Source organism: Streptomyces sp. NBC_00154, from assembly GCF_026342835.1.
Classification (GTDB): Bacteria; Actinomycetota; Actinomycetes; order Streptomycetales; family Streptomycetaceae; genus Streptomyces.
This window is the reverse complement of sequence record NZ_JAPEMI010000002.1, coordinates 108,654-128,212: the sequence shown is the minus strand read 5'-3', so window position 1 is coordinate 128,212 and position 19,559 is coordinate 108,654. Positions and strand designations below refer to the sequence as shown.

The window sequence follows — 19,559 nt, the reverse complement described above, 5'->3', positions numbered from 1 at the left end:
ACGTATGCGTAAGTAGCAGCGAGTCCCGCCGTACTCCTGCACCGCCGCCACGAGCGCGCTGTCGCCACCACTCCTCGGAGCCGCCGCATGCCCGACGCCGTCCCGGACCCGGCCGCCGCCCAGCCCGTCGTCTCGCCGCTGACCACCGCCGCCCTGATCCTGGTCGTCACGATCGAGCCCGGTGGTGAGGCCGCCGTACGCGAAGCACTGCCGGACCTCGGGGCATTCGCCCGGTCCATCGACTTCCGGTTCCCGGGCTCCGATCTGGCGTGTGTGACCGGGTTCGGCTCGGATGCCTGGGACCGGCTGTTCGCGGGGCCGCGGCCGGCCGGACTCCATCCGTTCCAGGAGCTGCGCGGCGCCCGCCACCACGCGCCCGCCACCCCCGGCGATCTGCTGTTCCACATCCGGGGCGAGCGGATGGACGTGTGCTACGAGTGGGCCGCCCGGCTGATCGGCAGACTCGGTGGGGCGGTGAAGGTCGTCGACGAGACCCAGGGCTTCCGCTATCTCGACCACCGGGATCTGCTCGGCTTCGTCGACGGGACGGAGAACCCGGTGGGTGCCGGTGCGCGGGCTGCGGCCCTCGTGGGCTCCGCCGACCCGGACTTCGCCGGCGGCAGCTATGTCATCGTGCAGAAGTATCTCCACGACCTGGCCGGCTGGAACTCGCTGAGCACGGAGGAGCAGGAGCGGGTCATCGGCCGCACCAAGGCCGACGACGTCGAAATGTCCGATGCCGTCAAGCCCGCCAACTCCCATGTCGCGCTGAACACCCTCACCGCGCCGGACGGGTCGGCGCGCGAGATCGTGCGTGCCAATATGCCGTTCGGCAGCTTCGAGCAGGGCGAGTTCGGCACGTACTTCATCGGTTACGCCGCCGACCCGGACGTGACCGAGCAGATGCTCCGCAACATGTTCCTCGGCAGTCCGCCCGGTACGTACGACCGCATTCTCGACTTCTCGACCGCGGTCACCGGCACGCTCTTCTACGCCCCCTGCGCCGACTTCTTCGACGCCCCGCCGCCGTCTCCCGTCCTGTCCGGGACCGAGTCCCTGCCGCATCCGGCGTCCGCGCCGGTGGCCCAGGCCCCGGCTCCGACGGGTGCGGGCGACGGTTCGCTGCACATCGGCAGCCTGCAAGAAAGCGCCCAGTGATGAACAACCTCCACCGCGAACTCGCCCCCGTCACGGAAGCCGCCTGGGACCAGATCGAAGAAGAGGCCCGGCGCACCTTCAGCCGCCATCTGGCGGGCCGCCGCGTCGTCGATGTGACGGACCCGGAAGGGCCCGCGCTCGCGGCGGTCGGTGACGGGCATCTGCGTGACATCGATCCGCCGACACCGGACGTCATCGCCCGGGCCCGTACGTCGAAGCCGGTCATCGAGTGGCGGGTGCCGTTCACGGTGACCCGGGCGGCCGTGGACGACGTCGAGCGCGGCTCCGACGACAGCGACTGGCAGCCCGTCAAGGACGCCGCCCGGACCTGTGCTTTCGCCGAGGACATGGCCATCATCGACGGGTACGCCGCCGCCGGGATCACCGGTCTTCGGGACGGCTCCTCGCATCCCGCGCTGCCACTGCCGGCCGATGCCCGCGACTACCCGACCACCGTGAGCCAGGCGCTGACCCAGCTGCGGCTGGCCGGTGTGGACGGGCCGTACCGGCTGCTGCTCGGCGCCGACGCGTTCACCGAGGCGACCGAGACGTCCGACCACGGCTACCCGGTGGCCACGCATCTCGCGCGACTGCTGGACGACCAGATCCTGTGGGCGCCCGCCGTCAAGGGCGGGGTACTGCTGTCCACCCGTGGCGGCGACTTCGAGCTGCGGCTGGGCCAGGACTTGTCCATCGGCTATCAGGACCACGATGCGACCCACATCCGGCTCTACTTCCACCAGTCGTTCACGTTCCGGATGCTGACGCCGGAGGCCGTGATCCCGATCGTCGCCTGAGCCGGGAGAGCCCGGAACAGCCCCGCTACTTCCGGTGGCCGGTGGCCTGGACGCTCCAGGTGAGCGTGTCGGTGGCCAGGGCGCGGACGGCGGGATCCCGGATGGCGTCCGTACGGTCCACGGCCTCGGCCGTCACCTTGTGACTGCGACCGTCGGCACGGACGCCGAGCGAGCCGGGGGTGACGGCGTACGGCCCCGGGCGTGGACCTTCTCGACACCGTCGACGTACCAGCGCAGATCCGTCCGGGCGAGGCCGGTGGTACCCATGGCCAGGCTGACCGGGATCCGCTTGCCGCGCTTGACCGCGGTGTTCGTGTCGAGGGTGGTGCTGAGCGCGTTGCCCGCACGGTAGAAGCCGGCGATCATCGCCTCGCGTCCGGGCAGGTTGAAGTCGGTGCTGGACAGCTCACGCATGATCGACGTGGAGGTCGGCCGGTAGATGCCGTACGGGTAGTAGGCGCTCCCCTCGTACGTGCCGACCGTGGAGCCCGTCGGGTCGCTCTGCCCCAGCCAGCGGTACCACTTGGCCCGCTTCTCGATGAGCTGCGCCGGTGTGTACGTGGTGGAGTTGGGGCCGTCCGTCTCGCCGCCCGTCCAGGCGCCGTACGAGGGGTTCACAACTGCTGGGCACACAAGCTGCTTTGGCAAACATGGGCACGATTGAGTGAACGGTGCGACGGTCTGTGGGCATGGCTGGCGGGGTGTGCGTAATGTTCTCGGTGCGATCTGGGACGCCGGGTGTGGCGTCAGCGGTCGGGGCCCCCGTGTCACCAGCGAGATGGTTCGGGGCCTCCCCGTCGCCTCTAGCCACACCCATATGGCCAGGTCGTAGGGATGCCGCCCGCCCGGGACGGACCGCATACGGGATATGCGTCGCCGACCGGGACGCGAAAGCGGAGGACCAGCGCGCCCAACACCGTTCGGGGCGCGCCGGTGAGTCAGGACTCACTCCTGCTCACTGCCCAGGAACGGTACGTGTACTCGTCCTCCAGCAGACCCACCGAGTGGCCGATCTCATGGGCGGCGATCATGCTCGACGACGCGTGGTCGGAGGAGAGGGTGGACACGCCGTTGAACGGGTACCCCTCGGCCTGCAGACCGGAGTAGCCGGCACCGCCGTACTTGGTGGAGTTGGCGATGACGACGACGAGGTCGGCGGCGGGCGCCTCGGCCGCGTACGACGCCACCTTGTCGATGTCGGTGCAGACCAGGCGCTCGGTGTCCGCGCACCAGAAGTAGCTGGAAAGCGCTGTGTCCTTGACGACGTCGGCGCCCGGATCGCCGCTGATGCCGGACTCGTTGGAGACGGCGTCGACGGTCCAGACGTTGAACAGGTTCTGGTAGCTCCGGTACGGCTCCATGGCGGTGATGTCGGCCCACTTGGCGGTGGCGTCCGCGTGGAAGTCGTCCTGCTGGTCGGCCGTGTAGCCGTCCCCGATGATCACGACATCGAGCCGGTCGTCGGTCGATCCGGTCACGGCCTGCTCGCCGACCGTACCGTCCACAGCGGCCTCGGCGGCGCTCAGGGACGCCCCGGAGCTCCGACCGGTCCGCGCGGGTGTGTCGGCCGGGACCTCGACGGTCCTCCCGGCGCCGCCGGGCTGCGGGAAGTATTCGACCCGGTGGCTTCCCCCTCGGCCGTTCCCGGTCGGGGCGGCTTCCGCGGGGGCGGTGCCGGCGGCAGTCGCTGCCAGCAGGCCGGCGAGGGCGAGTCCCGCCACCGATCCTGCCGTTCGGCGCGTGCCTGGACGTATGCGCATGTAGAACTCCTTGAGAGCCTCGGACTTCGGGCGGACGCGAGTCGGCGCAACCGTCGATTAACTTGTGGGTTAAATCGACTTAGCCTTGATCCACCGATCTGATGGCTGTGGATGACTCTTCGGGAAACAAGGAAGTGCCTTGTGACCTGCGATGATGGGAGTTCTTGAGGCTTCCAGCACGCACGATCGGCAAGGCACTTCCGAGATGCAAGTTTCCCATACTCCAGCGGCGGTCTCCGCTGCGTTCGATGACCCGAATCTGGTCGCGCTTGCCGGGCTGGTTCCGGTGATGCGGCTGGCCGAACGGTGTGGGCTGTCGGGCCTGGTGACGCAGAAGGTGGAGCTGAGCGGGACGACGAACGGCGCGGGTGCGTCGGCGGGCGCCAAGGTCAGCAGCATCGTGGCCGGCATGGCGGCGGGCGCGGACAGCATCGACGACCTCCACGTGCTGCGGCACGGCGCGATGCCCGCCCTGTTCCGAGGGGTTCGTGCGCCGTCCACGCTGGGCACGTTCCTTCGCGCGTTCACCCACGGTCACGCACTCCAACTCCACGCTGTCCACCGCAGGTTCCTCGGTCAACTGGCCGCGCACACCCCGCTGCTTCCCGGCGCCGATCAGATGGTGTTCATTGATGTCGACTCCACCCACAAGCGGGTCTACGGCCGGGCCAAGCAGGGCGCCGAGTACGGCCGGTTCAAGGGCATCCGCACCCTGCACCCCCTGCTTGCCACGATCTGCACCCCCACCTCCCGGCCGGTGATCGCAACAGTACGGATGCGCCGCGGCAAGGCAGCCGATTCCCGTGGGGCCCCGAAATTCGTCAGTGAGGCGCTGGCCACCGCCGTCGAGGCGGGCTGCACCGGCACCCGGATCCTGCGAGCGGACTCGCAGTTCTACAACGCCGGGGTGATCGCCGCCTGCCGCCGGGCCGGAGCCCACTTCTCGATCACCTGCGGGATGAACCCCTCCATCAAACGGGCCATCCACACCCTCCCCGACCAGGCCTGGCAGCAGATCACGTACCCGACCGCGGTGCCCGATCCCGCAACCGGTGAACTCATCTCGGACGCCGAAGTCGCCGAGATCCCCGCCTACACCGCGTTCGCCAGCCGCACAAAAGCAGAGCGGGTCACCGCGCGGCTGATCGTGCGCCGGGTCCGCGACCTGGCCAAACCCGCCGTTGTGGGTGAGCAGGGCGAGTTGTTTCCCGTCTGGCGCTACCACCCGTTCTTCACCGACCAGCCCGCACAGACCCTCCAGGCCGAACGCGAACACCGTCACCACGCGGTCATCGAGCAGGTCATCGCCGACAGCAAAGCCTCTGCCCTGGCCCACCTGCCCTCCGCACACTTCCACGCCAACGCCGCATGGCTCACCCTGTGGGCGATGACCTACAACCTGCTGCGGGCCACCGGCGCACAGGCCTCCGCCTTCCACGCCAGGGCCACCACCGCCACGATCCGCACCCACCTGGTCCACGTTCCGGCCCGGATCGCCCGCTCCGGCCGCCGCATCACCCTGCACCTACCGCACAACTGGCCCTGGCAGCACGCCTGGACACACCTGTTCTCCACCGCCCACGGACCGGCCGGCTGATACGAACAGCCCCTGCCCGCCCCGCCCGCAAGGGCCCGACCGGAACCGAACCGTGGAAATGCTGGGCAGACCAGCGGACACAAGCTGCCCTCACCCGGCCACCCGACCCGAAGCCGATCAAAAGACCACTCTCAAACCACCTCGGTGGATCAAGGCTTAGCGCGAGGCTTAACCTAGAGGTGCGTCGGACGCGGAACAAGGCCCGGACGGACCGTGGTTGGTGTTCGTAACCGGTCAACTGCCCCTCATGGGGCGCAGGGTGAGATGTGAGAAGCAGGAGGGTGACTCAGTGGCCGCGAAGCACACCGCAGGGACGGACACCGGGCAGAAGCCGAGCGACGGGGGCGAACAGGGGGCCCGGCGTGCGTCGTCCGACGACCCGGGCGCCGTCGGACGACGCGTGCACCGACTGCGTACGGAGCGCGGCCTCACCCAGCGTCAGCTGGCCGAACCCGCCTACACCCCGGCGTACATCTCCACCTTGGAGGCGGGCCGGGTCCGCCCCTCGGAGGCTGCCATACGTCATCTCGCCGAGCGTCTGGGGGTGACGTACGAGGAGCTGGAGACGGGACGTCCCGCCCATCTCGCCACCGACCTGCGGCTGAAACTTGTCGAAGCCCAGCGGACCCTGGCCACCGGCGCCGCCGAGGACGCCGTGGCCGACTACACCAGGCTGCTCGCCGAGGCCGAACAGCTCGGCCTCGACGGCGAACGCGCCACGGCTCTGCTGGGGCTCGGGCAGTGCGCGCTGGAGACGGGCGAGCTGCCGGTGGCCCGCGAGCGCTTCGAGGCCGCGGAGAAGCTGCTTGCGGACGCCCCGCTCCCGCAGCGCGCGCCGGCGGTGCGCGGCCGGGCCGTCGCGCACCTCCTGGCGGGTGAACTCCGGTACGCCTGCTATCTGCTGGAGAGCGCGATCGACGAACTGAACGCCTCCGGTCTGCAGGACCCCGGCGCCCTCCTGCTCCTGTACACGGCCGCGATCGCCCCCTACATGGACATGGGCGCCCACGCCCGTGCCGCGCAGGCCGGCGAACTGGCCCTGGCCCTGGCTCCCCAGGTGTCCGACCCGGAGCTGGTCGCCGGGCTGCACCGGGGCGTCGCCCGTACGCTCATCGCGGCCGGTCGCACACAGGAGGCCGACGCCTCGCTCGCCAAAGCAGCCGAGATCTACCAACAGCTGCAGATCCGTACGGAGATGGCGCACTGCCACTGGATGCGCGGCTACGTCCATGCGCAGGACGGCGATCTGTCCGGCGCCGAGACCGAACTGCGCGCCGCCCGCGACATGCTGGCGTCGAAGCGGGCCGCGCTCTACACGGCGCAGGTCGAGGTGGAACTCGCAGATGTCCTACGCCGACTCGGCAAGCGACAGGAGGCGGAGGCGCTGCTGCTGCGGCTGTTGGGCGAACTGCAGGCGGACCGGGGGTCGGTCCATGCGGGCGGCGTGCACCGGCTGCTCGGCCTGATCGCCGAGGAGCGGAGCGACCTCGACCGCGCCGAGGAGCATTACGTCACCGCGCTCGGCCTGCTGGAGCGGGCAGGCGCCGCCGGTGACCTTGCGGACATCTGCCGGCTTCTCGGGGATCTGCTGCGGCGGGCCGGGCGTACCGAGGCCGCGATGGACGCGTACCGGACCGGCCTCGGCCACCGGGCGGCGCCCGGCAGCACGACGCTGGGTCCGGCGCCGGTGCGCCCGCCGACCTCGTAGAGCGCAGTGCGCGGGGCGGTGCATGCCGCAGGGCGACCGGCGGCGAGCTGGTCCGCTCGCTCGCCGCCCCTGTGGACGCGTCGGGCGATGGCGCACGGGCGGCCCGGCGGCTCGTCCTCCCTCGCACGCCCTGCGGTACCGGCTGCGCCGCGCCCGGGAGCGGTTCGGCGTCGATCTAGGCGACCCCGACACCCGGCTGCTCATCACTTCCGCCGTCCGCCTCAGCGGATAGATTTGTCCTGTATTGCTACAACCGTTCACGGCCAAGGACCGACACCGATCCTGTCCCGTCCGACAGAGACCTGCGGGGCTCCCATCACCGACTCTCGCCGTATGCCTCTCACCGCGCCCGCTCCCGACCCTCCGTCCTCCGCGCGTGTCGCCGCCGCGGTCCGCCACGCCGTCGGCGCCGGGCTGCTCGGCGAGTCCCGGCCCGTCGCCGGGTTCATCGACACCGACGGGGTGCGCGACTCGGTCGCCGCCCTCCAGGACGCGTTCGCCGGGACTCCCGGCGTGCTGCACACGTTCGCCGCCAAGGCCGCGTCGCTGGTCCCCGTACTGCGGCTGCTCGCCGACTGCGGCATGGGGTGCGAGGTCGCCAGCCCGGGTGAGCTGAGAATCGCTCTCGACGCCGGTTTCGCGCCCTCGTCCATCGTGCTCGACTCCCCCGCCAAGACCCGTGACGAGATCCGTCAGGCGCTCGCGCTCGGCGTGGCGCTCAACGCCGACAGCCTCGACGAGGTACGCCGGATCGCCTCACTGCGGCCCAGCAGCTCGGCCTCCGTCATCGGGATACGCGTCAACCCGCAGGTGGGCGGCGGCTCCATCGGGGCGATGAGCACCGCCACGTCGACCTCCAAGTTCGGCGTGGCGCTGCTCGACCCCGGCGCGCGCGAGCGTGTCGTACAGGCCTTCGCCGAGCACTCCTGGCTGACCCAGCTGCATGCCCATGTCGGTTCCCAGGGCTGTTCGCTGGAGCTGATCGCGGCCGGTGTCGCGGAGATGTACGAGCTCGCCGAGGAGATCAACAAGACGCTCGGCACCCCGCAGGTCACCAGCATCGACATCGGCGGCGGCCTTCCCGTCAACTTCGACGACGACTCCGTACGGCCCACCTTCGCCGCCTATGCGGCGGCGCTGCGGGCGGCGGTGCCGGGTCTCTTCGACGGCCGCTACGGGCTGGTCACCGAGTTCGGCCGGTCGCTGCTCGCCAAGAACGGGTTCATCGGGGCGCTCGTCGAGTACACAAAGGATGCGGGGGGCCGCCGTATCGCGCTCACCCACGCGGGGGCGCAGATCGCCACCCGTACCGTCTTCATGCCTGACGCCTGGCCCCTGCGGGCGGGGGCGTTCGACGCCGAGGGGCGGCCCAAGGAGGGCCCGCCGCTGGTCCAGGACATCGCGGGGCCGTGCTGCTTCGCCGGTGATGTCGTCGCGCACGCCCGGGAGCTGCCGGAGCTGCGGGAGGGCGACTTCGTGGTGCTGTACGACACGGGCGCGTACTACTTCTCCACACCGTGGGCGTACAACAGCCTGCCGCGCCCCGCCGTGTACGGCTTCAGCACGGTCGGCGACGGCGGGGACGACAGCTCGGACGGGGACACGGTGCGCTTCGCGCCGGTGCGTGATGCGCAGTCGCTGGACTCGATCGCCGAGGAGAGCGGCGCCGGCCACGCCGATTCGCTCCTCGGGCTCGGACCGCGGCGCGACCGGTAGCAGGTCGCGGCGGTACGGACCGGCCCCGTCATCCGGGCGGCTGGGGCGACGGCTCCGGCTCCGGCACCGGCTCGGGCCGCGGCGGCTGCGGAATCGGGTGGGGCGACGGACCGGGCGGCACAGGGCCGGGGACGGGCGGCGCGGGCGCCGGCTCGGGCAGCGGCGACGGCGGTCCCGGCATGGGGCCGGGGGTCGGCGCGGGTGGAATGGGGTCGGGATACGGGTTGGTCATCTCGGGCCTCCGAAGGTTCGGGCAGATCTCGAGTCCACCGTCTCCCGGAGCGGCTGCCCTCGCCTGCCGAGTCCATACGTACGAGTTCCGTACCGTCGGACGAGAACCCGTACGGCGGCTCAACCCGCCGCGGCGGCCGCGGCGGAGAGCCCGGGTCGGGGGCTGGAGAGGACCGGTATCCGGGTGGCTGTGCGGGTGGCGGCATCGGCCATGGATGCCTGGGCCAGCACGATCACATCGGCGTCCGTCACCCGGTCGGCGGCCGCCGCCACCAGGTCGAGGTAACCGTCACGGTCACCGGCCCGGAACCGCGCCCATGCGCCGTCCACCAGCACCGTGCGAATGTCCACGCACCGATTGCCGGCCTCCTCGGTGAGCAGGGCGAGCGTCGGCGGCAGGGTGTCGTCGATCGCCGCGAGGACCACCACCCGGTCCCACGTGGCGGCGGCCGCCGCCATCGGACGGTCGACGCGCAGGACGGGGACGCCGAGCGACTCCGCGGCGGACTCGGCGACCGCGCCGATCGTCGAACAGGTGCAGAGCACCGCGGTCGCACCCTCGGCGACCGCTCCCGCGAGCAGCGCCCCGATCTCGCCCCGCACCGCGTCCGGACCTGCGTCCCGGGCACGGGCGAGCAGGTCCTCGTGCACGAGATGCCGCAGGGCGAGACCGGGGTGGTCGGCGTCGCGGAGCGCCTCGAAGACCGGGACGTGGACCGGGGAGGTGTGCAGGAGCGCAAGTGTCATCGGCGCGGGCTCGGATCCTGTTCGGACGGGACGGGACGGGATCGGATCGCTACAGCTCGGGGTGGGACTTGAGCTGCTGCTTTGCCTGCTCCACCAGCTCGGTGGGCGCCACCGGAGCCTGGTCGGGGTGGCCCAGGGCCCACTTCGCGGCGTACGGGCAGAGCGGGACGACGGGCACTCCCTCGCGGTCCGCCATGGCGTAGAACTCCTGGACCAGGGCTCCGGCGAAACCCTTGCCCCTGTGCTCGGGTTCGACGACGGTGTGCACGGCGACGAGCGCGGCGGGGGTGCCGTCCATCACGAAGTACGCAATGACTCCGGCGGTCCGGCCGTCCACCCGTGCCAGCAGGTTGCCGTTCGCCCGGTCGTCGAAGAATTCGAGCGCGGTGTTCTCAGCCATGGCGGGGTCTCCCTCGTGAACGGAACGGTCAGTTGGCTGCGGGAAGGGCATACGGGCTGCGTTCGGTGGCGGTGCCGGGCACGGGTGCCGAGGCATCGGTTCCGAGCTCGACGATCCGGTTGTCGGCGTCGACATGGACGATGCGCGGAGTCAGAGTGCGGGACTCGGCGTCGTCGACCTGGGCGTAGCTGATCAGGATGACCAGATCGCCGGGGTGCACGAGGTGGGCGGCTGCGCCGTTGATGCCGATGACACCGGAGCCGCGCTCGCCCTCGATGACGTACGTCTCCAGCCGGGCACCGTTGTCTATGTCGACGATGTGCACGAGCTCACCGGGCAGCAGATCGGCCGCTTCCATCAGCTCGGCATCAACAGTGACGGAGCCGACGTAGTGCAGATCGGCCTGGGTCACGGTGGCCCGGTGGATCTTCGACTTGAACATGGTACGAAGCATGGGGAAACTCCCGGAAATGTCTGCTCCCTGCCTGCTTTCTGCAGGTCAAGGGCGGTCTCCGCAGCCTACAACGATTCGTATGTTCGGTCAGCTCTCCCCATTCTTCGAGGACCCGCGCTGACCGGCGACCGCGCCGGTCAGCCGGCAGTCCGCAGAGCGTCTTCTCCCCGCCTGTCGATCGCGCGAAGACCCCGGATCGCCCCTGTGACCCGGACGGTCTCGTGTCGTGCGAGTCGCAGGACGGCTCTCTTCGCTCCTCCTACCGGGAGGCCCGGTCCAGCAGCTCGAAGAAGGTGTCCCCTCTCACCACCTCGAACGGGTCGGTGAGCAGCTCACCGAGCTCGGCAATGTCGCTCGGCGTCCAGTTCCACGCGTTGACCGCCCCGGCAATGAACAGCGGGCCGTTCCCGTCCCAGCCCTCGATGTGCTTCACCAGCCCGTCCCGGTACTCCGCCGCGTTGCCCTGCGGCCAGTAGTTACCGATCACCGGCAGCCCGGCGGGACGGATCTGCAGGTCACCGGTCTCCCAGGACTGGATGATGCCGCGCAACGGGGTGTTGTCCCGGTAGGAGCGGACGATGCGCTCGTCGAAGGGGACCCAGCCGTTGCCCTCCGGGAGCCGTTGGTTGTACGCGTAGACCAGATCCATGCCGGTCCGCCGCAGGAACCTCCCGGTGAGCCGGGTATACGCGTCCAGCGCCTCTCGCGGCCAGGAGCCGGGGTAGGTGTATCCGGCGCCGGACGGGCCGCTGATCAGCAGGTCGTTGGCGGTGGCGGTGCGCTGGTAGTGGGCCAGCAGCGCGGGTCCGATGTCGGCCAGGAGCGGGCTGACCGTCCAGTTGACGGGCACCTGGCCGCGCGCGGGGTTGTCCCACAGGTCACGCATGCGGCGCTGGCAGTACTGGACGTTGTCGCCCTCGCCGACGGTGAGCGTGAGGTACACCCGGTTGCGAAGCGTCGCCGGCGGGCGCGGCCGAACCCGGTCGGAGACCTTCGCCCGGGTGCCGGCGTGCACCGTGCCGTTCATGTAGTAGTCGGCCGGCACCACTTCCACCCCGTGCTGCGAGGCCCGGTCGACGCCGCCCCACTCCCCGGCCACGTCATTGGAGAACCAGCCGCAGTACGGGGTGGTCGGCTCGACCCGGCTGAACACCTCGTCGAGCAGCGCGCCGGTGGCCCCCGACGGCGGCAGCCACACCACCATGGCCCGGGAGGCGACCGCGTAGTCGCGGAAGTACGGGAAGGGCTCGACGCGGGTGGGCGCGGTGGTCGTGGCAGTGACCAGGTACTGGTTCCACAGGTCGACATCGACCGTGAGCCGGGTGGTCCCGGCCGGTGCGGTGAACCGGTAGACGAAGTAACCGCCCCCGTCGCAGAAGCGGTTGGCGTCGCCGCCGAGGGAAGAGTTGAGCCCGTCGAAGAGGTACGGGGCCTCGGCGTCCGTACCCGGCGCGAAGGAAGCGATCTCCTGGCCGTCGGCCCGTACGGTGACCCGCCCCACCGAAGCGCCCCAGCCGTCGTCCCCCAGGGAGTCCTGGAAGCGGAGGAAGGCCCCGTCCGTGCCGGGCAGTTCGGGGCTGAGGTCGAAGGTGCGCACCTCCCGGTTGGAGGAGTCGCGGATACGGTCCGGCTCGCGGGCGATCTCACGCCACTGGACACCGTCCACCTTCACGGTCCTGGTGGGCGGCAGCCCGGCCAGCAGTGTGTGGGCGCAGCGGGGGAAAAGGTTGTCCAGTTGCCAGCGGTAGACCGCCTGCGGGTCGTCGGCGAAACGGCCCCGCAGATCGGCGACGACCTTCAGGCCGTACCGGCTCGCCTGTTCGGCGGTGGCCGCGACGGCGTTCTCCAGACCGGCGAGGGTGGTGGCGACGTTGACCGAGTCGGGGACCTCGGGGTCGTGCAGGACGGCGCCGCGGACCTCGCCGCGGTAGCGGCCGATCAGGTCGAGGGCGTTGTCGTGGCGGGTGACGTCGGCGCCGGTGCCGGCCAGCCAGCGCAGGTCGACGCCGGCGGCGTCGTAGTTGAAGTAGAGACGAGGGCGGCGCCGGTTGACGACCCCCTGCAGGGTGGTCAGCAGCAGCTGATCGTCCCCGTGCAGGCTGCTCACGTCGGCGACGTCGAGCGTGGTGGCGTGGCCGAAGGACGGCAGCAGGGGGGTGTGGCTGTCGCGTTCGGCGGCGGCGGCCCGACCGGGGAGGCCGAAGCCCAGTCCGGCTGCCGCCAGGATCGTTCCGTTGGTCAGCAAGAAGTCTCTTCGTGACACCATGGACGATCACTCCTCCTCGGATGCGGAGTTGACATCGTTGTCACCAGCCAGTGAAGCTAGCGACGCATGGGTCACGTGTAAAGAGTGCGGACGCCTCCTTCGGCCAAGTCGGCGCCGCGGTCCGGACGAATGACAGCCCGCAGCACGGTGACCGCTCGCGGTGCGCCGTGAGCATCGGGCGCGCTCTCGCCCCGGCGACAAGGTCCGGCATCCGGGCCGCACCCGGCTCGACCCGTCAGGTTGTCAGTTGCCCTGTGGGCCATCGCTCCCAGGAACGGTCACAGGTGGCAAGGCTGCCGTCTGCTGCGCTTCGGCCTCCGGCGGGCAGGGGTCCCAGGCGCAGGCCAGGGAACCGCCCACAAGGCCGAAGAAGAGTCCGAAAAGCAGTCCCCCGAAGTTGGCGAGGGGGAAGGAGACGAGGGTGAGCAACAGGCCCGCGATCCCGGCGAAGACGCGCACCTGCTGATGGAACCAGAGCGTGATGCCCAGGGTCATGAGCAGGATCCCGATGATCAGTGATGCGGCACCGGCCGTGGTGGACAGGGCGACAGCGACGCCCTTCAGCGTGATGTGGACGTAAGGGAAGTAGATGATGGGCGCCCCCGCCAGGAGCAGGAACAGGCCGGCCCAGAACGGGCGCCCACCACGCCAGATTCTGAATCTGCGTCGTGTGCCGTCGATCCTGTCGCGTAGTCCTGGGAGGGTGCCGAAAGGCTCGTTGATCACGTGCGGCTTCCAGGGTGAAGGGGTGGGTATCGCCTGTGATGACGCGGTACGTGGAGTCGGCGCGGGCTGGTGCTCGGCTGAACGAGTACGGATGGGCCGGTCCATGACCGCGTCGGCACGGCGTCCGGGGCCGTAGCGGTGTGCACGGAGTCAGAAGCAGCGGTGGCTGCCCTGCTTGAGACTCACTTCGAGGTCAGGGACGCTGAGGGTGGCAGCCGAGATCGCAACCGCGTCAATGCGCACGTCGGTCAGGGTGGTCGACACGGCCTGCTGGGCGAAGCCGTTGGGATCGAAGAGCCCCGAGTTCCGGTCGCCCGGGTTGATCGGACCCTTGGTGACCGAGCCCGCGGCGACACCGATGTCCAGGTCGTTCAAGGTCGCCCGACCGGCTGTCAGGGATGTCGCGTCGATGAAGATGTCCCGCGCCTCGGCCCGGTCGCCGCCGGTGAGCCGCAGTGTGTAGAGGCCCAGAACCGGGATCTCGACCGCTACGGACTCGCACAGTCTCTTGATCGTCGCATACCTGGCACCTGTGACCACGACGGGCACATGGCGGCCCTCTCTGGTCACGTCCACCATGCCGTAGATACTCGTACCGCGAGTGGTCAGTGTGTCTGCAGCGAACTGGAACCGGTCACCGGAGATGAAGAACGACGCAGCCAGTGCACCTTGCGCCATGCCGATACCCAGTGCCGCGGCAGCCGCCGTGCTCGGAACCAGGACAAGGGCGAAACGCTTCCACCGCGTCCTGCCGCAGCCGTGCGACATGCCGTGCCTCTCTCCTGTGAAGTGCAGGCCGCCCCCGAACACCGTGCCCTCGGACAGGCTCGCCCGTCAGGCTGGACGGCGGACATTCCGGTCGCGACACAAGCCTTGCAGGTACCGGCGGTCCGACATGGACCACTGCCCTGCGCCTTTGATGGACTCTAGAGTGCGGACAAGGAAACCCGTCGGCACGCCAGCCCGCCCAGACGGGTGAAACAGGGGCACTGGCGACGGTCCCCTTCGACGGATCGCGGTGGTCGACGAACTGGGTGAAAGTCAGCGTCCAGTACGGGAAGCCACCCTGGTCCGCGACAGGCGGCGGTCCGTGAAAGCCGGGGCGCCCGAACCGTGACACCGCGCCCGGCACCGGGCCGGCCGGGGACGCCACGACAGCCCGGCGGACCGATCGAAACGGCGCGGCGAGCAGGCCGGGCCCCCTCCGGGCTCGGCTCGACCTCTCACAGAAGGTGCGGGGCGGACGACCGAGCTGAGGGCACACCGTCGGCTCGGCCCGCTGCGGTCGGTCACACGTACCGACTCACCTTCCATGTCTGCGCGTTGACCGTGCACCGCGGCGAGCCGAGGGGAGTCGATCTCCGGAATTCCGCGTCAACGACCCGCCGGGTCGGCCACCGTAAGCGGACCGGAGCCATTTTCAGGACAGTTCCTACGCAGCCCCGGGCCCAACGCCCCAAGGCCGCCCGGAAAATTCTCGCTCGGTGCGCCGATGGCATGATCAAGGCGTGACCAGTGAACTTACTCGATCCGCCGAAAAGTATGTCCTGTTCGATGTCGATGGCACGTTGATCGACGCAGTAGCGAATCAACGGCAGGTCTGGGGGACTTGGTCGGCGCAATACGGACTGGACCCTGATGAGGTCTACAGGGTGGCGCTGCGGACGCGGCCGATGGAGACCTTCGCGACGGTCGCTCCTGATCGGGATCCGCGGGAGTGCCTGGCGGCATTGCATGAGCTGGAGGACGAGGACGTACGGTCCGGTGTCTACGCCGCCTTCGAAGGTGCGACGGAGTTGCTGTCGGCTCTGCCCCCAGGGCGCTGGGGTCTGGTGACATCCAACTACGAGCACCGGGTGCGCGGGCGGTTCGCCCGGACCGGTCTGCCGGTTCCCGGCGTGCTGGTGGATGCCGCTGTCGTCACGGAGGGCAAGCCGTCACCGGTGCCCTATCTGCTGGCTGCTGAGCTACTCGGGGCCGGGCCGGAGGACTGCCTGGTCATTGAGGACGCGCCGTCCGGTGTGAAGTCGGGGTTGCGTGCCGGCATGACGGTGTGGGGAGTCAACGCTCCTGTTGCGGTGGACGGCGTGCACCGCCATTTCGGGAGCCTGCGCGAAGCAGTACCCGAGATCCTGGCTTATGCGACGTGAGCACGCGGGGATTCCACGGTCCGAGCCACCGCCATGAGCCGCGCGAAGAGGCGGATGAACCTGACGGTGCGCCGGTCGGCGCCGCTGTCCGGGGTCTCGAAGTCCGCGGCCGACCACATCGTCCAAGACCTAGTATGGCGTAGCAGGTGTATGGGACACCGGGCCTGTGTCGCACACGCGTGCCTCCGCCCGGAGCCGGGCATGCGCCGAGAGGCGCCCCATGCCGGAAACCCCGGCCCGATTCCGACGGGCCGGGGTTTCCATGTGATGCAGGTGGAGCTGTTACCACTTGTTGCCGTAGTGGTCCCTGACCACTCGGAAGCTGCCCACGACACCGTTGCGGACCCACACGCCGCCGTGGACCTGGCGGGTGAAGACACCATTGCTGGTGCTCCAAGGGCCGACAGTGGCGACCGGGGAGCCGTTGTCGCAGGTCGCCCCGCGGAAGAGCTCTACGGTCCTGCGGCTGTCGTTGCGGACGTTGAAGCTCCGCGAGCCCAGGCCGCTGACCACGGTGATGCAGCCGTCCGGCTGGGCGGAGTACGACCGCTCGTTGATGTGGATCCGACCCTTGTCGTAGCCGTCGTAGCCACCGTCGTCGCCGCCACGGCCACCGCCGCCGCCACCGCCGCCGTAGCCACCGCCGCCGCCGCCACGGCCACCGCCGCCGCCACCGCCGCCGTAGCCACCGCCGCCGCCACCGCCGCCGAAGCCACCGTCGTCGCCGCCACGGCCACCGCCGCCGCCACCGCCGCCGAAGCCACCGTCGTCGCCGCCACGGCCACCGCCGCCGCCACCGCCGCCGCCGCCGCCGCCGCCGAAGCCACCGTTGTCGCCGCCACGGCCTCCGTTTCCGTTTCCGTTTCCGTTTCCGTTCCCGTCGCCGGCAGCGGGGCCCGGGGCGGGGGCTGCCTGTTGGACGGATGGGGCGGCCGGAGCGGATCCAGCAGCCGAGGCATAAGTAATGCCGGTTGTCGCGAGGACTGCGGCGCCTACTACGGCGGCAGTCACAGCGACGGTTCGCGTCGTCATGTCACTTCTCCCTGTCTCAGAGACGTCGGCCGGGAAGCCGACCTGCGATGAACGTACTAATAGTCCCTTTAGCTGTCATATCGGACATACCGATGGTGTGACTCGAAGGGGCCGACCGGGTGTACGAACGGCGGGTTTCATGGGCCGAGGCAACATCTGACGGGTCGTGAAAGCCCAGGAAAATGGGCATATCTGGCGCACCGTTGGGCTTTCCGGGCGACATACTGTGGCCCGCTCACCCTGTCGGCAGCATGCCGCCGATTCCAGCTCGGCGAGAACGCACCCCCGCCCTTCCGTCCCGACGCCTGCGCGTCGCATGTCCGGTCAGGTCTCTCCAGGTTCTGCGCCCCCATGGTGAGTCCCGCAGAACACAGACCGAATGGCCCCCGCCCGGCGCCCCGCACCGGTCCCCGACCCGGATGCCCCGTGCTCGGGATGTTCCGGATGCCCCGTGCTCGGGATGTTCCGGATGCCCCGTGCTCGGGATGTTGACGATCCCTTGACCTCCCGGACCACATCCATGGCGGCTCCGGTGCTGTCCTCAGTGGTGTCGAACCTGCCCCTCGTGAAGGAGTCCGCTGCCATGGATGGCGCTGTCGTTGGAGCTGTGGTTGTCGTCGTCTGCGTGCTGCTGGTGCTGCGCAGCGGGATGCGTGTGGTCAATCAGGTGGACCGAGGGGTGGTCTTCCGCTTCGGCAAGGCGCTGCCCGGCCATCGGCAGCCCGGCATAACCTTCCTCATCCCGTTCGCCGACCGGATGCGGAAGGTGAACGTACAGGTGGTGACGCTGCCCGTGCCGACGCAGGAGGGCATAACCCGGGACAACGTGTCGGTGAAGGTCGATGCCGTCGTCTACTTCAAGGTCGTCGATCCGGTGCGGGCCACGATCGAGGTGCAGGACTACATCTTCGCGGTCGGCCAGGTCGCCCAGTCCTCCCTGCGCTCCATCATCGGCAAGAGCGACTTGGACGATCTGCTCTCGGACCGCGAACGGCTGCACGAAGGACTGGCCTTGATGATCGACAGCCCGGCGGCCGGCTGGGGTGTGCACATCGACCGGGTCGAGATCAAGGACGTACAGCTGCCGGAGTCGCTGAAGCGTTCCATGTCGCGGCAGGCCGAGGCCGAGCGGGAACGGCGCGCCCGGGTGATCACCGCGGACGGTGAGTTCCAGGCGGCACAGCAGCTCGCCAACGCTTCGCGCATCATGGCCGACACGCCGGAGGCGATGCAGCTGAGGCTGCTGCAGACGGTGGTCGAGGTGGCAGCCGAGAAGAACTCCACGCTGGTCATGCCGTTCCCGGTGGAACTGCTGCGGTACTTCGACCGGGCGGCTCGCCAGTTCGGGACGGGCAGCGATGTCGCGACACCGGTTCCGGACCCGCACGGCGAAACAGTGCCCGACCCTCGCGCGTAACGCCGTCATGAGTCCGTCAGGGTCTGCTGCCCCGGCGTCAGGGATTCGCCAACGCGCCATGATCGCCGAGGCCCTTGGGCCTTCCATGAGGTCAGGACCTGAGGTGCGGCGAGGAGTGGTGACGAAATGGAGCGAGCGGGCGGGCGACGTGTGGTGGCCGGCGTGAGCGGCACGCTGGGCAGTCTGACAGCGCTGCACCGGGCCGCGACCGAGGCCCGGCGCACCGATGCCGTACTGCGGGCCGTACTGGCCTGGTCACCTCCCGGCGGTGAGCTCGGGCACCGCAATCAGCCGTGGCCCGAGCTGCTGACCGAGTGCCGCCGGGTGGCGGACGACCGGTTGCTCCGGGCGGTGGGCACCGCCTTCGGCCCGGCAGGGCCCGGGGTGCCGATGGAGACTCTGGTCGTACGGGGCACACCGGGCCTCGCTCTGATCGCTGCGACGAACGGCCCCGAGGACCTGCTGGTCGTCGGGGCCGGGGCGCGCGGGGGGCTGCGGAGGGCCCTGCATCCTTCGGTCGCCCGGTACTGCCTCGCGCACGCGACCTGCCCCGTGCTCGCCGTACCGCCCTCTCCGCTGCAGGACGACATTGCCGCCGTCCACCGCCGGATATCCTGGCACATGCCGCTGAACACCCGGGAGTTGGCGGACTGACTCGCTGCGTCCGTGCGCGTGAGGACGGTCGCCATGAAGTGGTCGCGTCCCCGTCGCCCCGAGGGGGAAGAACAGCGGAACGTGTCACGCCGATCGGGGGAAATCAGGCCGATCGCAGCCAATGCATCGAGGCCACTCGTTCTGCGGCGCATGTCGCAGCCTTCGGCTGCGCGCCCTTGCGGATCCGCGAATATCGACCGGCGGAAAGAGCGGCGCTACCGTCAAGAAGCTGTCAGCAGGCCGTAAATATGGGCTGTACTGGCCGAGTAGCACCATCTGTTTCGCCTAGATTCTTTTTATGCCACTCAAAGGCCGCGGACGCTCAGGGCCTGACCACGCCCGACAACCCGGTCGCACCCGCGGCTGATACGCGGCGGCGTATTCTCCGCACCGCGTCCGCGCACGGCCTTTCCGGTACCGGGGCCCCGGTACCGGAAAGGCTCAGCGTCACTCCTGGCCGACTCACCCGGTGCTCGCGCTGTGCGGGCGGCCCGCCAGGGGCGCGATCATTCCGGCCAGGCCCGCCTCCGCGCATCCGGGGATCGGCTCGCTGACCTGTCGAGGCCTGTACAGCCCGCAGCCGGTCATCACGTCGACGATCATCTTCAGCACCCTGATCACCCTGGCTCCGGTCCCGCTCGCCCTGCGCAGCGTCCGCTGCGCGTCTGTCACCGCCTCGGCAGACTCGTATCAGAGGGTCGTCAGGGATTTGTGCGCCCGCTTGAGGCGGGGCATTCGACGGAGTG

At 69.9% G+C, this 19,559-nt stretch carries 18 protein-coding genes and 1 pseudogene; 9 read left to right on the top strand and 10 right to left on the bottom strand.

Features of this window, described 5'->3' with window-relative positions:
- Positions 1-87: 87 nt before the first annotated feature.
- Both OHA03_RS36945 and OHA03_RS36940 read left to right on the top strand, forming a co-directional pair.
- Positions 88-1,158 carry a Dyp-type peroxidase gene (locus OHA03_RS36945; protein WP_267008393.1) on the top strand — a complete coding sequence of 357 codons (1,071 nt, stop codon included), beginning with the start codon at positions 88-90 and terminating at the stop codon, positions 1,156-1,158.
- Positions 1,158-1,955: a family 1 encapsulin nanocompartment shell protein gene (locus OHA03_RS36940; RefSeq protein WP_267008392.1), complete on the top strand. Its 798-nt coding sequence runs from the start codon at positions 1,158-1,160 to the stop codon at positions 1,953-1,955. Before OHA03_RS36945 ends, OHA03_RS36940 begins: the two co-directional genes overlap by 1 nt.
- Before the next feature lie 132 nt (positions 1,956-2,087).
- Here OHA03_RS36940 and OHA03_RS36935 read toward each other — a convergent pair whose 3' ends face one another.
- Positions 2,088-2,573, bottom strand: a complete 486-nt coding sequence (locus OHA03_RS36935) for a M64 family metallopeptidase (protein ID WP_267008391.1) — start codon at positions 2,571-2,573, stop codon at positions 2,088-2,090.
- Positions 2,574-2,893: 320 nt separating this feature from the next.
- Complete coding sequence (locus OHA03_RS36930) at positions 2,894-3,715, bottom strand: M64 family metallopeptidase (protein ID WP_267008390.1); 822 nt, start codon at positions 3,713-3,715, stop codon at positions 2,894-2,896.
- A 205-nt stretch (positions 3,716-3,920) separates the two neighbouring features.
- Here OHA03_RS36930 and OHA03_RS36925 point away from each other — a divergent pair, with 205 nt between their 5' ends.
- From OHA03_RS36925 to OHA03_RS36915, 4 genes and pseudogenes are all read left to right on the top strand, one after another.
- A complete protein-coding gene (locus OHA03_RS36925) occupies positions 3,921-5,312 on the top strand; it encodes an IS1380 family transposase (protein ID WP_266999817.1) in 1,392 nt (463 codons plus the stop codon).
- 247 nt (positions 5,313-5,559) lie between these two features.
- Positions 5,560-7,020 (top strand): transcriptional regulator, encoded by a 1,461-nt coding sequence (locus OHA03_RS36920; protein ID WP_267008389.1) that lies wholly within the window; start codon positions 5,560-5,562, stop codon positions 7,018-7,020.
- Between the two features lie 32 nt (positions 7,021-7,052).
- Positions 7,053-7,252, top strand: a pseudogene (locus OHA03_RS47910) (helix-turn-helix domain-containing protein); the annotation flags it as partial.
- Between the two features lie 101 nt (positions 7,253-7,353).
- Positions 7,354-8,736 (top strand): diaminopimelate decarboxylase, encoded by a 1,383-nt coding sequence (locus tag OHA03_RS36915; protein WP_267008388.1) that lies wholly within the window; start codon positions 7,354-7,356, stop codon positions 8,734-8,736.
- A gap of 351 nt (positions 8,737-9,087) precedes the next feature.
- Here the strand turns inward: OHA03_RS36915 and OHA03_RS36910 are convergent, their stop codons facing one another.
- From OHA03_RS36910 to OHA03_RS36885, 6 genes are all read right to left on the bottom strand, one after another.
- Positions 9,088-9,714 carry an aspartate/glutamate racemase family protein gene (locus OHA03_RS36910; RefSeq protein WP_267008387.1) on the bottom strand — a complete coding sequence of 209 codons (627 nt, stop codon included), beginning with the start codon at positions 9,712-9,714 and terminating at the stop codon, positions 9,088-9,090.
- Between the two features lie 49 nt (positions 9,715-9,763).
- Positions 9,764-10,114: a GNAT family N-acetyltransferase gene (locus OHA03_RS36905; RefSeq protein ID WP_267008386.1), complete on the bottom strand. Its 351-nt coding sequence runs from the start codon at positions 10,112-10,114 to the stop codon at positions 9,764-9,766.
- Between the two features lie 28 nt (positions 10,115-10,142).
- Positions 10,143-10,568 (bottom strand): aspartate 1-decarboxylase, encoded by a 426-nt coding sequence (gene panD, locus OHA03_RS36900; protein ID WP_267008385.1) that lies wholly within the window; start codon positions 10,566-10,568, stop codon positions 10,143-10,145.
- A gap of 259 nt (positions 10,569-10,827) precedes the next feature.
- Entirely contained in the window at positions 10,828-12,834 is a 2,007-nt protein-coding gene (locus OHA03_RS36895) for a GxGYxYP domain-containing protein (RefSeq protein WP_267008384.1), read from the bottom strand.
- A gap of 243 nt (positions 12,835-13,077) precedes the next feature.
- The gene (locus OHA03_RS36890) at positions 13,078-13,560 is read right to left on the bottom strand and encodes a DUF6114 domain-containing protein (RefSeq protein WP_267008383.1); all 483 of its coding nucleotides are present in this window, start codon (positions 13,558-13,560) and stop codon (positions 13,078-13,080) included.
- A 150-nt stretch (positions 13,561-13,710) separates the two neighbouring features.
- Positions 13,711-14,328 carry a DUF6230 family protein gene (locus tag OHA03_RS36885; RefSeq protein ID WP_267008382.1) on the bottom strand — a complete coding sequence of 206 codons (618 nt, stop codon included), beginning with the start codon at positions 14,326-14,328 and terminating at the stop codon, positions 13,711-13,713.
- A gap of 740 nt (positions 14,329-15,068) precedes the next feature.
- On the opposite strand from OHA03_RS36885, the gene OHA03_RS36880 reads away from it, so the two are divergent.
- Positions 15,069-15,710: an HAD family phosphatase gene (locus tag OHA03_RS36880; RefSeq protein WP_267008381.1), complete on the top strand. Its 642-nt coding sequence runs from the start codon at positions 15,069-15,071 to the stop codon at positions 15,708-15,710.
- Between the two features lie 282 nt (positions 15,711-15,992).
- On the opposite strand, the gene OHA03_RS36875 is transcribed toward OHA03_RS36880, so the two are convergent.
- Positions 15,993-16,742, bottom strand: coding sequence for a hypothetical protein (locus OHA03_RS36875; RefSeq protein WP_267008380.1), 750 nt, complete (start codon positions 16,740-16,742; stop codon positions 15,993-15,995).
- 583 nt (positions 16,743-17,325) lie between these two features.
- On the opposite strand from OHA03_RS36875, the gene OHA03_RS36870 reads away from it, so the two are divergent.
- Complete coding sequence (locus OHA03_RS36870) at positions 17,326-18,159, top strand: slipin family protein (RefSeq protein ID WP_267008379.1); 834 nt, start codon at positions 17,326-17,328, stop codon at positions 18,157-18,159.
- A gap of 126 nt (positions 18,160-18,285) precedes the next feature.
- A complete protein-coding gene (locus OHA03_RS36865; RefSeq protein ID WP_267008378.1) occupies positions 18,286-18,813 on the top strand; it encodes a universal stress protein in 528 nt (175 codons plus the stop codon).
- A gap of 462 nt (positions 18,814-19,275) precedes the next feature.
- On the opposite strand, the gene OHA03_RS36860 is transcribed toward OHA03_RS36865, so the two are convergent.
- Positions 19,276-19,485, bottom strand: coding sequence for a hypothetical protein (locus OHA03_RS36860; RefSeq protein WP_267008377.1), 210 nt, complete (start codon positions 19,483-19,485; stop codon positions 19,276-19,278).
- Positions 19,486-19,559: the final 74 nt, after the last annotated feature.